Annotated in this window: 12 protein-coding genes; 9 read left to right on the top strand and 3 right to left on the bottom strand. The window is 66.0% G+C overall.

Annotation, left to right across the window (positions count from 1 at the left end; translation table 11 throughout):
- The first annotated feature begins 155 nt into the window (after positions 1 to 155).
- The 3 genes from AB0C35_RS27965 to AB0C35_RS27955 all read left to right on the top strand — a co-directional run bounded on the left by AB0C35_RS27965 (position 156) and on the right by AB0C35_RS27955 (position 2,275).
- Positions 156 to 1,157 (top strand): SGNH/GDSL hydrolase family protein, encoded by a 1,002-nt coding sequence (locus AB0C35_RS27965; RefSeq protein WP_358461795.1) that lies wholly within the window; start codon positions 156 to 158, stop codon positions 1,155 to 1,157.
- A gap of 102 nt (positions 1,158 to 1,259) precedes the next feature.
- Entirely contained in the window at positions 1,260 to 2,081 is an 822-nt protein-coding gene (locus tag AB0C35_RS27960) for a helix-turn-helix transcriptional regulator (protein WP_358461792.1), read from the top strand.
- Positions 2,078 to 2,275 (top strand): DUF397 domain-containing protein, encoded by a 198-nt coding sequence (locus AB0C35_RS27955; protein WP_358461789.1) that lies wholly within the window; start codon positions 2,078 to 2,080, stop codon positions 2,273 to 2,275. Before AB0C35_RS27960 ends, AB0C35_RS27955 begins: the two co-directional genes overlap by 4 nt.
- 13 nt (positions 2,276 to 2,288) lie before the next feature.
- On the opposite strand, the gene AB0C35_RS27950 is transcribed toward AB0C35_RS27955, so the two are convergent.
- Positions 2,289 to 3,191, bottom strand: a complete 903-nt coding sequence (locus tag AB0C35_RS27950) for a hypothetical protein (protein WP_358461787.1) — start codon at positions 3,189 to 3,191, stop codon at positions 2,289 to 2,291.
- Positions 3,192 to 3,576: 385 nt separating this feature from the next.
- Between AB0C35_RS27950 and AB0C35_RS27945 the strand changes: the two genes are divergently transcribed.
- The 6 genes from AB0C35_RS27945 (at position 3,577) to AB0C35_RS27920 (ending at position 7,621) form a co-directional block, all read left to right on the top strand.
- Positions 3,577 to 4,275, top strand: coding sequence for an IS30 family transposase (locus AB0C35_RS27945; protein ID WP_358461784.1), 699 nt, complete (start codon positions 3,577 to 3,579; stop codon positions 4,273 to 4,275).
- A 91-nt stretch (positions 4,276 to 4,366) separates the two neighbouring features.
- The gene (locus tag AB0C35_RS27940) at positions 4,367 to 5,212 is read left to right on the top strand and encodes an IS110 family transposase (RefSeq protein ID WP_358461781.1); all 846 of its coding nucleotides are present in this window, start codon (positions 4,367 to 4,369) and stop codon (positions 5,210 to 5,212) included.
- Between the two features lie 3 nt (positions 5,213 to 5,215).
- Positions 5,216 to 5,428, top strand: a complete 213-nt coding sequence (locus AB0C35_RS27935) for a hypothetical protein (RefSeq protein WP_358461778.1) — start codon at positions 5,216 to 5,218, stop codon at positions 5,426 to 5,428.
- A gap of 119 nt (positions 5,429 to 5,547) precedes the next feature.
- Positions 5,548 to 5,967: a hypothetical protein gene (locus AB0C35_RS27930; protein ID WP_358461775.1), complete on the top strand. Its 420-nt coding sequence runs from the start codon at positions 5,548 to 5,550 to the stop codon at positions 5,965 to 5,967.
- Positions 5,964 to 7,004 carry an IS3 family transposase gene (locus AB0C35_RS27925; RefSeq protein ID WP_358461772.1) on the top strand — a complete coding sequence of 347 codons (1,041 nt, stop codon included), beginning with the start codon at positions 5,964 to 5,966 and terminating at the stop codon, positions 7,002 to 7,004. The genes AB0C35_RS27930 and AB0C35_RS27925 overlap by 4 nt, the downstream gene beginning before the upstream one ends.
- Positions 7,005 to 7,441: 437 nt before the next feature.
- On the top strand, positions 7,442 to 7,621 hold the full coding sequence (locus tag AB0C35_RS27920) for an IS30 family transposase (RefSeq protein WP_358461769.1): 180 nt from the start codon (positions 7,442 to 7,444) through the stop codon (positions 7,619 to 7,621).
- A 635-nt stretch (positions 7,622 to 8,256) separates the two neighbouring features.
- Here the strand turns inward: AB0C35_RS27920 and AB0C35_RS27915 are convergent.
- Entirely contained in the window at positions 8,257 to 8,694 is a 438-nt protein-coding gene (locus tag AB0C35_RS27915; protein WP_358461766.1) for an SUKH-3 domain-containing protein, read from the bottom strand.
- Between the two features lie 7 nt (positions 8,695 to 8,701).
- On the bottom strand, positions 8,702 to 13,534 hold the full coding sequence (locus AB0C35_RS27910; protein ID WP_358461763.1) for a polymorphic toxin-type HINT domain-containing protein: 4,833 nt from the start codon (positions 13,532 to 13,534) through the stop codon (positions 8,702 to 8,704).
- Between the last annotated feature and the right edge of the window lie 331 nt (positions 13,535 to 13,865).

Genomic DNA, 13,865 nt, shown 5'->3' with positions numbered 1-13,865 from the left:
GAGCGTTGCGTCCCTGCTCAGCCCGCCTGTTCGGCGGTATACCGGACGCGGGTCCGGATGGTTTCCCTCCTCCCGACGGTATCCGAGACCGATGCCCGCAGGCATCAACACCCGGGGCGGGGGGAAGGAACTTAATCACGGAGGGTCAGCGGATCATGTTGAGAGCATTCACGGCACGCCGGATCGCGGCGGCCGCAGCGTACGGGGGCGGGGGCATCACCGCCCTCGGCGGCATCACGTTCGGGCTCGTCGTGGTGGAGGCCAAGCTCGCCCGCAGGATGATCACGGCGACGCCCAACGGCGACCCGCCGGTGGCCGACGGCCTGTACGGCGGGACGCTCGGCGGCGCCCCGCTGTCCCTGGTCATGATCGGCGACTCCACCGCCGCCGGCCTCGGCGTCCACACTCCCGACGAGACGCCCGCCGCGCTCCTGGCGGCGGGGCTGTCGGCGATCGCGGACCGTCCCGTCCGGCTGACGAACGTCGCCCGCTCCGGGTCCCGCTCGCAGGCCCTCCGCGGCCAGGTCGACCGGGCGCTGCAAGCCCGCCCCGACATCGCCGTCATCATGATCGGCGGCAACGACGTGACCGGCCGGGTGCCGCCCGCCGAATCCGTCCGCCACCTCGCGGACGCCGTCGAACGCCTGCGCGCCAGAGGCAGCCACGTCGTCGTCGGCACCTGTCCCGACCTCGGCACCGTCAAGCCGCTGATGCAGCCGCTCAGGTTCATCGCCCGCCGCGCCAGCCGCCAGCTCGCCGCCGCCCAGACCATCGCGGCCGTCGAGCGCGGCGCCCGCTCGGTGTCGCTCGGCGACCTGCTCGGCCGCGAGTTCGCCGCCGACCCGCGCTCGATGTTCAGCGAGGACCGCTATCACCCGTCCGCCCGCGGGTACGCGTCCGCGTGCGCCGCGGTGCTGCCGTCGATGGCGTCCGCGCTGGGCCTGGAACCCGACGTCGGCGACCTGCTCGGCGACGGCGTCCTGCCCGTCTACCTGGCCGCGGCCGAGGCCGCCGAGCTCTCGGGCACCGAGGTGCGCGGCGCGTCCGTCGAGGGCAAGGAACGCGGCCCCCGCGGCCGCTGGGCCACCCTCCTTCGCCGCCGCACGGTCACCACGGACGACACATCGCCCACCCCGGCAACCCACGACCCGGCCTGACTCGGCCAGCGACCGATGTTCGTCACTTTCAGCAACACTTCGCTTCCGAGTGTGATATTCCCGAGGTGACAGCGCCATCCGGCTCTACCCCCGGGAGTCTCCATGGGAGCGCAGAAGGACCCGCACGACGCACCCGCCATCCGCGCGTTCGCGACCGAAGTGACCGCCTGGCGCGAGCAGGCCGGCCTGAGGAAGGTCGAGCTCGCCGAAGTCCTCGGCTACACGCCGCAGTGGATCAGCCAGATCGAGAGCGCGAAGGCCGTCCCGTCCGAGAAGTTCGCGGAGGACCTCGACACATTCTTCAAGACGAACGGCTTGTTCCACCGCCTGTGGAAGCTCATCACCGAAACCCGCCGCTACGCCGCCCTCCCGCCAGGCTTCCCCGAGTACGTCAAACACGAGTCCATCGCCTCGACGATGTACATCTTCAACCCGCTCGTCATCCACGGCCTGTTCCAATCGCCTGAGTACGCCCGCGAAGTGTTGAAGTCCGGCCGGGGCGAGGAGGAGACCGATGCCCTGGTGACCGACCGGATGCAGCGGCAGCAGATCCTCACGCGGCTGCATCCGCCACGCATCGTGGCCATCTTCGAGGAATGGGCGATCCGCCGTGTGCTCGGCAACTCGGAGGTCATGCGCAGCCAGTACCGACGCCTGATCGAGGAGGCAGAACGCTACAACATCTCAATCCAGATCGTCCCCATCACCGCAGGCGCATACGGGGGCCTCCTGGGCGCGTTCACCATCCTGGAGTTCCACACCAGAGCCACTCTCGTTTACACCGAGGGTTACACGGGCGGACATCTCACCGACCACGAGGCCTCCGTCCAAGAGTACCGACTAAGCTACGACTTGATCAGAAGTGCGGCGATGTCCGCTGATGACTCCCTGAAACTTCTGAAGGACGCCGTGGAGGGCACATGATCAATCCGGACCTGTCGTCCGCAAGATGGCGCAAGAGCAGCTACAGCGCTGAGAGTGGCGGCGAATGCGTCGAGGTGGCGGCGCTCAGCCCGGCCGTGGCCGTCCGCGACTCGAAGGACCCCGACGGGCCGAAGCTGGTTCTCGCGGCGGGAGATTGGCGCACGCTCATCACCAGGATCAAGCAAGGGCGATAGCCGGGCGCCTACCTCAGGACGGGGCGGAGACCTTCAGGTCGGCGGTCGCCTCGAAACCGGCCGGTTCGGTCGGAACGTCCCGGTCGCGCGCCTGCACCGCGACGTCCGCCTTGACCCGCAGGTCTACCCGGGTGACCCTGCCGGGCGCGATCTCCACCTTCACCGCGGCCGTTTCGCTTTTCGGACGGTCACTGGCCGGCTCCACCGTCACCTCGTGCGCGCCGGGCGGCAGACGGTAGCACCAGGACCGCCAGGCGAACGGACGCCGCGCACCGTCGATGGCCAGGGTGGGCCACGGCAGCCAAGCGTTCGGGTCGGTCACCGGTCGCCGCCCGAAGCCGAGACCGTTCCACGAGTATTTCCGCTCCGCGGTCTCGGTGATCAGCAGGGCCCCAATGTCCCCTTCGGCGATTCCCGCTGGGCACCGGCCGTCGGCGAGGAACATCCCGGTTTCGGCGGCCCGCGGGTCGGCACCGGCCTCGTGCGACATCCTGACGCGGTACCGGCGGTCGGCGCGCTGCTTGACGGCCACCGCCAGGACGCCCGCGAGCACGGCGCAGACCAGGACGCCGACACCGACGGCGGAGGTCTCGGGAAGATCGCGCCACTCGTCGATGAGCCAGGCCGCGGAGACCACCAGAATGGGCACCCATCCCCACCGCACACCCGACCCCATGCGGCGCCGCCTCGATCCCGGCGCCGGAACGAGCACGCCCTCCGCGCCGCCCATGCTGGCGGGCATCCGGTAGTCCAGTTCCGCGACCTGCCCGGCCTCGGCCCGGATACCGCGCACCGTCTCCGCCGAGCCGTGCCCCCACACCTCGACGAGATGCTCGCCGGGTTCGGTAACCGCGACCATCCGGCCGACCCCGTGCCACACCGGCCGGCCGTCCACCCCGACAGCCTTCGGCTCCACGTAGTGCTTGTTATCCGTCCGCATGGTCCGGATCCAGACCGAAATACCGGCCTTGCCCTCCGGAAGGTCGGGGGGAGCGCTTCCGCTGGGCCACGGCAGCACCGGCGCACCGTCGAAAGGCGTGGGCGGATAGGTCTTCTCCCAGCGGGTCATTCGCCGAATCCCACCGCATCCGCGCCGCCGCCACCGCCACCGCCACCGCCACCGCCACCGCCACAAGAGCCTTGAGATGGGACCGGGGCCCGTCAATCCACTACTGAATTTTACCGATGGCCAGTCGAGTGGTCCCTGCCCTCAACCGGTCGTAGCAACTGATCTCGCAGTGGTGTAGTTCTGCTCGGCGAGTTGATCGCCGGGGGGAGTTGCCGTGGGGGCGGTGCGTCAAATGCTGACATTGCAGGACCGGGAGGAGATTTCCCGGGGAATCGCCGAGGGACTGGAGAGCAAGGCCATCGCGGAACGGATCGGACGCTGCCCGAGCATCGTGTCTCGCGAGATCGCCCGGCACGGCGGGCGGGACCGGTACCGGGCCGCGCGGGCCGACCGGACGGCGCAGCGGGCGCGGCAGCGGGCCAAGACCCGCAAGATCGACGCCGACGCCTACCTGCGGCTGGTGGTGGTCGAACTGCTCAAGCAGGGCTGGTCGCCGCAGCAGGTGGCCGGGCGGGTGCCGATCGACCACCCCGGCGACCAGCATGTGAGGGTGTCCCACGAGGCGATCTACGGCTGGATCTACGCACTGCCCAAGGGTGAACTGGCCCGCCAGTGCCTGACGTTGCGCTCAGGCCGCACTCGCCGCAAGCCGGCGCACGGCCGCGCCCCCCGGGCGCCGCGGATCCGCGGGATCCGGTGGATCGAGGAGCGGCCCGCCGACGCCGTCGACCGGCAGGTTCCCGGGCACTGGGAGGGGGATCTCGTCGTCGGCAAGGACGGCAAGACCGCGGTGGGCACGCTGGTGGAGCGGGTGTCGCGGTTCGTGGTGCTGGTGCCGCTTGCCGGGCGGGACGCCGCCACCGTGTCCGAGGCCGTCATCGACCAGGTCCGCGGGCTGCCGGACGTGGTGCGCCGGTCGCTGATGCGATGAAGGAGCGGGGCCTCCGCTCCTGGTGACGGTTCCGGGTATCCGGCGGACACTCGGGGTCATCACACCAATCCCGTCGAGGATGGAGGCCCCTATGTCCGCAGGGTACGACGGACAGCAGATCGTGGGAATGGACCTGCACCGCAGAAGATCGGTGCTGGTGCGGATGACGCCTGAGGGTGAGCGGCTGGGCAAGGCCCGGATCAGCAATTCGCCGGCGGCGTTGCGGGCGGAGATCGCCAAGGCCGGCGTGCGCCCGAAGGTCGTGCTCGAAGCGACGTACGGGTGGTATTGGGCGGCCGACACCCTCGCGCTGGCCGGAGCCGAGGTGCATCTGGCGCACCCGCTGGGGGTGAAGGCGTTCACCTACCGGCGGGTCAAGAACGATGAGCGGGACGCCGCCGATCTGGCCGATCTGCTGCGGATGGGAAGGCTCCCGGAGGCGTGGATCGCGCCGACCGACGTGCGGGACCTGCGGGAATTGACCCGCTACCGGGGCAAGCTGGTGGCGATGCGCACCAGCTGCAAGGACCAGGTGCACGCCGTTTTGGCCAAGCTCGGCATCCCGGTCACCCATTCGGACCTGTTCGGCAAGGCCGGCACCGCGTGGCTGGAGGAGCTGCCGGTGCCGCAGCCCTACCGCGGCAAGATCGCCTCGCTGCGGTCGCTGATCGAGATCTACACCGGTGAGATCGACCTGCTGGAGGAGGTCATCGCCGAGCTGCTGCGCGGCCACGCCGGCTATGCCGCGATCCAGGCGCTGCCGGGGATCGGCCCGGTCCTGGCCGCCGTCATCGTCGCCGAGATCGGCGACATCACCCGCTTCACCCGCCCAGAGAAGCTGGCGTGCTGGGCCGGGCTCACCCCGCGGCACCGCGAGTCCGATGTCAAGGTCGCCCGCGGGCACATCACCAAGCAGGGCTCACCGATCCTGCGGTGAACCTTGATCGAAGCGGTCCAGCGGCAACGCGCCGGCTCCCCGATCCGCGCGGTCCGCGACCGCATCCTGGCCCGCCGCGGCAAGCAGGCCAACAACATCGCCAAGGTCGCCGCCGCCCGCTACCTGGCCACCCTGGTCTTCTACGGCATGCGCGACGGACACATCCGCGCCCTGGACCTACCATCGGACACGCCCCCGCAGGGCGCGGCGGCATGAGACGTTCCGGCCGTGGACCGGCGCGAGGTCCCTCTGTGTCAGGCTCAGGTGGGACACGAGGGGATGAAGTTCCCTAACTGATGTGAACAGGGTGAGAACGGGTACTGAGCAGAGTGACGATGACCAGCCACGATCTTCCTTCTGGTGACGGGTCGCGGACCGGCCGGCCCAAGCGGCGGACCTTCACTGCCGCCTACAAGTTGCGGATGGTCGAGGAGTACGACGCGGCCGAGCATGGCGACAAGGGCGCGTTGCTGCGCCGTGAAGGACTTTATGAGTCCAGCGTTCAGTTGTGGCGTCGGCAGCGCGACGCCGGTGAGTTGACGGCTTCGGGAACGGGTCGTCCGGCCGTCAAGAAGGAGAAGACGCCGGAGCAGACCGAGTTGGAGCAGTTGCGCAAGGAGAAGGCGCGGCTGGAGCGGCAGAACGCGGCGATGGCCAGGAAACTCAAGCAGACCGAGGCCGCCCTGGACATTATGGGAAAAGGTATCGCGCTCTTGGAAACGATGTCCGAGAGCGCGGACACCGAGAATTCGTGACCCGCTGCCGGGACGAAACCCTTTCCCTGCTGGTCGAGCATCTGCCGATTCGCGCCTCGTGCGCATTGTCGGGTGTGCCGCGCAGCAGTTTCTACCGACGGCGGAACCCGGTGCCGGAAAACAGTGAGCCGGCGGCACGGCCGGCGCCGCCGAACGCGCTGAGCGAGACCGAGCGGGCTGGACTGGTCGCCATGCTCAACAGCGGCCGGTTCGCCGACAAGGCACCCCGGCAGGTGTGGGCTGCGCTGCTGGACGAGGGGGTGTACCTGGCGTCGGTGTCGACGATGTACCGGGAACTACGCAGGCGCGACCAGGTCCGGGAGCGGCGCGCCCAAGCCAGGCACCAGGCGCGCACCAAGCCCTATCTGTCCGCGCACGCCCCCAACCAGATCTGGAGTTGGGACATCACGAAACTTCCAGGTCCGGGGCCACGCCAGTTCTATGACCTGTATGTGATGCTCGACATCTTCTCCCGCCACGTCGTGCACTGGGAGGTCCACCTGCGCGAGTCGGGTGAGCTGGCCGCGCAGTTCATGCAGAACTCGTTCGCCGCCAACGGCGGGATCGTGCCCGGCACCATCCACTCCGACAACGGGACCTCGATGACCTTCACGCCGGTGACCGAACTACTGGCCGACCTGGACATCATCAAGTCCCACTCCCGCCCGAAGGTGAGCAACGACAACCCCTACAGCGAGGCGCAGTTCAAAACCTTGAAGTACTGCCCGGCGTTCCCGGCCAGGTTCGACTCGCTCGACGAGGCCGAGACGTTCTGCCACCATTTCTTCGACCACTACAATCACCGGCATTACCACGCCGGGATCGGGCTCCATACGCCGTTCACCCTGCACATCGGCACCGCACAGGCGATCCAGCACAAACGAGCCGCCACCATCGCGGCGTTCCGCGCGGCCAACCCGCGACGGTTCACCCAGACGCCCACCCTGCCCAAGATCCCCACCGTCGCGCAGATCAACCGACCCGACGAAGACACCACCGACCAAACCAGCCCTGACCACGAGAAACACGCCGCCTAGCGATCACTGGCCCCTGTCCCGTTTGACTTGACACCTACCGGGTCGCCCGCAGGTCTGTTCCCCACCGGCGCCGGTGGCGTGAACGCGTCTCTGATTGACCCCGCCAGGCCACACGTGAAACGCCCCATGCCCCCTCCCGCGCGGCCGGGAGGACCCAGACGAAGGGATGACCGCAGCCGGACTGCCCCCTCTCGGAGACGACTGCACCTGGGGCACGTAACCCACAACCCCACACCGCCCGGCGACCAGCAGTATCCGCCGGTCACACCGTCCGACCTCAAGATCGTACGTCCTCGGCTCCGCCTCCGGGCGCTCCATCTTGACCCCGGACGCCACCCCGGCACGCCCTCAAACCGCCCGGAACCGAGCAGGGAAACGGACCCAAGACAACAACAATCACCTCAGGCCACCACTTGACCGGCCCCGCTCCTTCAGGGATGACCTGGGACTGCGGGCCGGAGATGGCCGACCACGCCGCGATCACCCTCAAGGCCCGCCTGCCGGTGTACTTCGCCCATCCGCACTCCCCGTGGGAGCGCGGCACCAACGAGAACACCAACCGCTGGCTGCGGGAGTATTTCCCCAAAGGCACCACGATCACAGGCGACCCGGACTAACTACAGGCCGTCGCCGACGAACTCAACAACCGGCCCCGCGCTATCTTCGGCTACAAGAAGCCCAAAGAAGTGTTCGCCGAGCTACTGACCAGCGGAGTTGCTTCCACCGGTTGAGGACAGGGTCCACTCACCCGACTGGCCATACCGGCAGCTGTATCTACTTGATATCTCAGAATCTGTAATTGCCTTTCTTGAGTTGGGTGACGATCCCAGCCTGTCGGCGCGCGCACGCCCAACAATGCGGATAAGCCGTCCGCACAGCCCGCCGCTACCGCACCATCCAGATCCAGGCCGGACCCCGCGCAATCACCGCCGCCGACCCCTACCCGACGACCTCAGCCACGCCCTCGAAGCCATCAACCAGGCGGCTGACTTGCGCACTAAATTTGGCCCAAGTCGGGACGGGGGTTGCCGTTGAGGCTGGTGAGCAACTCACCTGCGGCTCGATCGGTACTACGACCGCCTCCGACTCCCTCCCGGCCGCCGTCCACTGCCCGGCTCCACACCGGTTATAAGACGGCGTCGTCCACGCCTTTCCACAGCACGCTTCGGCCAGTGAGAGCCTCCCCAGTTCCCGCCGCCACCCTCTGAACGTTCCGAGCCTCTTAGTTATTGGACCCCGCACAGAAGAATCGCTATTCTATGATTTTTCCCTCAATACCAAGAACAAGCGCTTTCAATCCGTCCCGCCCCCTCCCCAGGAACTGGCATGCATGTGAAAATATGTACATATTTTCATCTTCATCAATGCCAAATTCGAACATTTCTTGAGTGGTCATCCCTAGAGGGATGATATTTTTGTCGAGTTTTTCACTCCAGCCCTCAATGATTTCGCATTCGCTGCCCACTTGACGAGGATCCACCGCAAATGGGTCACGACCCACCGTGATACCTGGACCTGAATCAGTGAAAATCAGACCCCCATACTCTGCCAAGAATATTGCTGCGGCATCATGAACTTCATAACCTTCATTTTCGAGCCAGGAGATCCAGTGAGATGTATCTGCTTCGCGGCCCGGATACCAACCCGCTTGGCGCAACTTCTTTTCGAATCTGTGGTTTCGTGAGAACATTCACACCTCAGGTCAGGAACTTGATCTTAAAGCGCTTCGCCAAGACTCGGCAGCTGAGACAAGGGCCTGCAGGGGTCCCGTGTGCAGGGTTGTTCATATTGTTGTGGATACGATGGGCAGCCGCTGTCGCCCTGCACGGATCGATTCCGTTATTCAACGCCTCCGATATTGCGACCGGAAGCCCGCACCTACCATGCCCCCGCCCCCTCTTCTTCTTGCGGATACCGTTTAGAATTCTCTGCACTCTGGGATGCAGTTTGGGCGCAACCTCCCCTCGAACACTTGTCGCCGTAATCATCGGACCTCCCTTAGGGAGCAGAGCCTCCGCCATTCCCGGTCGTGTGCTCCTCACATATTGCGGGTTCCTCCCCACCTCATCTGCAAGATTCTTAGAGGCCGCGACCGGATCTGTAGCTAGCGTACCGCAGCCGTCTACAGGCGTGTTGTGAACGAGGACCGCTGTTCCGGCCCCGACGACATGGTAGGTGCGGGTGCGTTGAACAGTGAGGTTGTGGACGCGCTGGTGTTTGGTGTCGACAGCGACGGCAGTGATTTGGGTCCAGGTTCCGGTGTTGGTGCGGAGCCACATGCCGGGTTGGAGGTCTTCGGCGTTGGCCCAGCGACCGTGGTCGGGGAGCCAGAATGGGTGCTCGTCGGTGGCGGTGATTTCGGCGGTTTTGCCGCCTTGTTTGCTGTCCGTGTCAATGGTGATGGTGACGAGGGTCTTGTCGCCTTCGCTGGTGATGGTGTCGGTCACCTGGCGGGGGCGGGTGTCGCCGGTTTCAGGGTCGGTGGCGATAACTGCGTCACCCGTTTGGATATTGTCGATGGCCTTGGCGGTGCCGTCGGCCATCAGGACGAGGGTGCCGGGGGTAAAGCTGCTGGGTTTGCGGCATGCGTTGGCTGCTTTGGAGGGCCCGCGCGTGGCTTGCTTCTTGGATGGTTTGCTGGCTTTGCTGGTGGCATTGCCCGCGGCATCGGCGGCTTCGTCGGCGTGGCCGGCGAGATCGTCGAGTTTGCCTGCGCCTTTGGCTGCGGCGTTGCCGGGCAGGAACCATGTGGCGATCTCGGCGCTCCACCAGCCGGCTTGGAAGGCGCCTGAGTCGGTTTCGACGCCTCCTGCCTCAAGGTCCTTTTTGAAGTTGGCGCTGTAGTCGTACCCGAATGCGTATTTGGCCACGGCCTGCGGGCCCACTGCCGTGTTCTCGACTGTGTATTGGGCGACTCCAGCGGCGAAGTTCCCGATGCTTTCCCAGCTGAAGTGGCCGTTGATCTCGATGCGTGTGATGGGGTTGCCGCCGGCGAAGGCGTAGCGGTTCATGGTGAAGGGGTCGGTGGCCAGGCCGAGGTCGGCCAGGGCGCCGCCGTACATGTCTCGGGTGAGGAACCGGTTGAGGCCGGGGTCGTAATTACGGAACCCCATGTCGTAGGTGCCGGACGTTTGGTCCCAGCGGTGGGCGTTGAACCGGTAGGAGTTGTACGGTTCGGCGTCGGGATTGGCGGGGTCGGGTTTGTCGACTCCGGTGAAGTTGGCGGTGTCGTTCTCGCCGTAGGCGGTGTAGCCGTAGGTCGCGCGGGTGTCACCGTTGGGTTTGGTGATCGCCTCGACGTCGCCGCGGGGGTGGTAGGTGTACTGGGAGATCTCCTCACCGGTGTCGCCTTGCTTGAGTTGGGTGAGGCGGCTGCCCCAGGCGGAGTACTCATAGGACTTGGTGAGCTGACCGGCGACCTTTTCGGTGAGCACCTCGCCGCTGGTGCCCAGGTAGGTCAGATCGGTGGTCTGGCCGCTCTTGGTCTGGGATGTGGTGCGGTCGAAGGGGTCGTAGGTGTAGGTCGTGGTCTCGGCCGATCCACCGGTCCCGGCGGTGTGGGAGATGGTGCGGTCGAAGCCGTCGTAGCGGTACCGCTCGCTGATCTGGCCGCCGGTGGAGACGGTGTCGAGGCGGCCGAGCGGGTCGTAGTTGTAGGTGGAGGTGATGCCGTTGGCCGATGAGGTCAGCAGCCGGTTGCGGTCGTAGTTGTGGGTGGTGGTCGTGCCCTGGACCGTCTGGGTGACCACGTTGTGGTTTGCGTCGTGCGTGTAGGTCTCGGTGCCGGCGGCGTGACCGGTCTTGGTGATCTCCGCGACGCGGTCCTGGGGGTCGTAGGTGTAGTTGTAGGTGGTTTCGAGGAGCGCGGCTGGGTTGTCGGCGTTTTGGAGTTTGGCGGTGTCGGTGGCGATGTTGCCATTGGGTGTGTAGGTGAGGTTGTGCTGTGCAATGGTTCCGCCGCTGCTCTTGGTCTCGGCCTGCTCGGAGATCAGCCCGTCGAGGGTGTAGGTGAAGGCGACGGTATTGCCGTTGGGCTTGGTCTGTGATTCCAACTGCCCGCGGGGCGTGTAGGTGAAGGCCGATATGCGCTTGATCGCGGCCGACGCCGATTCGGCGTTGGTGACCTTGTTGACCAAGTCGAGTGGGTTGTACTCGATCTTCGACCAGGTCTCGTCGTGGGTGCGGGTGGTGACGTTGCCGTTGGCGTCGTAGGTGAACGCGGTGGTGTTGCCTGTGGTGGTTGCGGTCTTCTCTTCCACCTGCGTGACGCGGTTCAGGTCGTCGTAGGTGTTGGTGTAGACGTCGTACTTCGCGCCCGGTGAGTTGTCGCCGACCTCGATGAGGTTGCCGTTGGGGTCGTAGCGGTAGGTGAAGTTCTTGCGCTCGTTGTCGGTGTCGCCGGAGTTGTCGCGGACGAGCTTCACGGCGTCGGCGACGAGCGTCGTGCCGGCGGTGGCCGCATCGGACAGCGTGATCTTGTGGAGGCCGTTCTGGGTGAAGGCGAAATTGCCCAGGCTGACCCATTCGCCGCCGTTGGCGCCCTGGTCGACGGTCTTGGTGGTGTCGCCGGCGTTGTGGGTGACGGTGATCTTGGCGTCCGGGGCAGCGCCCGAGATGTTCGGGTGGCGGACGAAGACTTCGTAGTCGCCGTCTTGGGGGATGGTGAGCTGCCACACGAACTGACCCGTGCCGTCTCCGGCGGGGCGGGTGTGGACGTTGTAGCCGTACTGCTGGTCGGCGGTCCCGGCCGTCCAAGCGCCGCCCGGGTTCTCGGCGGTGTTGTTGTAGTCGGAGTTGTCGACCAGGACGACGCGCTTGCCGACCGGGATCCCGCTGTCACTGCGGGCCTTAAGGTTCCCCGAGACGTAGTACTCCCAGCTCATCGTCCGTGACGAGGAACCGCCACCGGAGGTGAGGGTGTTGGACGTCTGCTGGCCCAGCTCGTTGTAGTCGTACCGGGTGAGGATGTCCCAAGGGTCGGTGGAGGTGCGGGTCCAGCCGTTGTCGAAGTAGGTGTAGGTGGTGTCGTTGCGGACGGTCTGGCCCTCGGACGGCGGAACCGACACCTTGGTCATCCGTCCGGCCGGGTCGTAGTCGAAGATCGTGCGGTTCGGCGCGTTGTATCGGGCGTCACCCGGGTCGTAGGCAGTGAGCCGTTCCTTCGGGCGGTTCAGCGCGTCGTAGACCGTCTGCTCGGTGAAGTCGTCGGCCGTTGTTGTGGCCACGCCCCGCGGGGTGATCGTCTTGGTCTGGTTGCCGGCCTGGTCGTACTCGTACCGGGTGGTGTTGTAGACGATGTCGCCGCCGTCGGTGGTGTGCGGGACCTTCACCTGGTACGGCTTGCCGCGGGCGTCGTATTCGACGGTGGTCTTGTTGTTCTCCTGGTCGGTCGTCTCGATCGGCAGGCCGTCATGGTCGTAGGCGGTGGAGGTCGTCTGACCCGCCGCGTCGGTGACAGTGGTCGTGCGGTGGTTCAGGTCGTAGGCGTACCGCGTGGTGTAGTCGCCCGTATCGGGCGTTGCGTTCTTCTTGGGGTCGACGACCTCGACCAGGTTTCCGGCGTCGTCGTAGCTGCTGGTGACCTTCTCGCCCTTGGAGTTGACCGTCTCGACGAGCTGGTAGATCTCGTCGTAGGTGTTGGTGACGGTGTAGTCGCCTTCGGTAACGGTCAGATTGCCCTTGGGCTCGGTCTGGGTCTTGAGGTTGCCGACCTTGTCGTAGGTGAGGGTGGTCTTGCGTTCGGGGTCGGTCGGCTCGTCCTTGGGCGCATAGGTCGTCGTGGGCTGGTCTGCAGCGTCGTAGGCGGTGGTGATGACGGCGCCGTTGGGAGCCGTTGTACGTACGACGTTGTCGTTGGGGTCGTACTCGGGCGCTGGGGTGGTGATGAAGACGCCGTCGGACTGGTCCTTGGGTTTCGTGCTCTCCAAGGGGCGGCCAAATGCGTCGTAGGCCTGGGTGGTGTCGTGGCTGAGGGGGTCGGTGACCTTGGTGACCTGACCGCGTTCGTCGTAGACGAAGCGGGTGGTCTCATTGAGGGCGTCGCTAATTGCCTTCGGATAGCCGTGTGGCCCGAATTCGTTGTTAGTGGTGGTGTTGCCGTTGGCGTCCGTGGCGGTCTTGAGTTGGCCCCAGGTGTCGTAGGTGTAGGTGCTGGTGTAGTCGCCCTCGGTCGGTGTGGCAGTGCCGAGAGGGTCGGTGACCGAGGACAGGTCCCCTTCGGGGGTGTAGTCGAAGGTGTGAGTGCGTCCCTCAGGTGTCTGTTTGGCGATGAGGTCGGCGATGTGGCCGGTCAGACCGGTCTGGTAGGTCAGGGTGGTGCCGGACCAGCCGTTCTTGACCGCTTCGGCGTTCTTGATTTCGGCGGGGTAGCCGGTCTTGGGGTCGTAGACCCAGGTGGAGACGGCTGGGGTGGCGCCTGTGGTGGCCGGTGGTTCCTCAAGACGGGTGACGTTGTTGTCGTCGTCCCAGCCGAGTTTGGTGGTCTGGTTCTTGGCGTTGGTGAGGTCGGTCGGCTGCCCCTTGCCGTCCATCAGGTAGGTGGTGGCGCGGTTTTCGGCGTCGGTGACAACGGTCTGGACCTGCTGCCCCTGGGTGCCGTCAGGGTCGGTGTAGGTGAAAGACGTGGGGTAGTTCAGCCGGTCGGTGATGGTCTTGAGTGACCATTTGAATTTGGGGTCGTCTTGGGGGGTGTCGTAGTAGGCCAGGTCGGTGGCGTTGCCGCGGGGGTCGGTGACCTTGACGAGTTTGACGTTCTTGTTGCCCTGGGTGGCGTCGTACTGGAACCCGAATACCTTGGGCTGGGACGACCCGGCGCCGTCGATGAGTTCTCCGAGCAGGCCCTTGGCCGAGTAGGTGAAGGTG

The organism is Spirillospora sp. NPDC048819 (assembly GCF_040650055.1).
Lineage (GTDB): Bacteria > Actinomycetota > Actinomycetes > Streptosporangiales > Streptosporangiaceae > Spirillospora.
The sequence above is the reverse complement of the archived record's forward strand: the minus strand, read 5'-3'. Positions and strand labels throughout refer to the sequence as shown.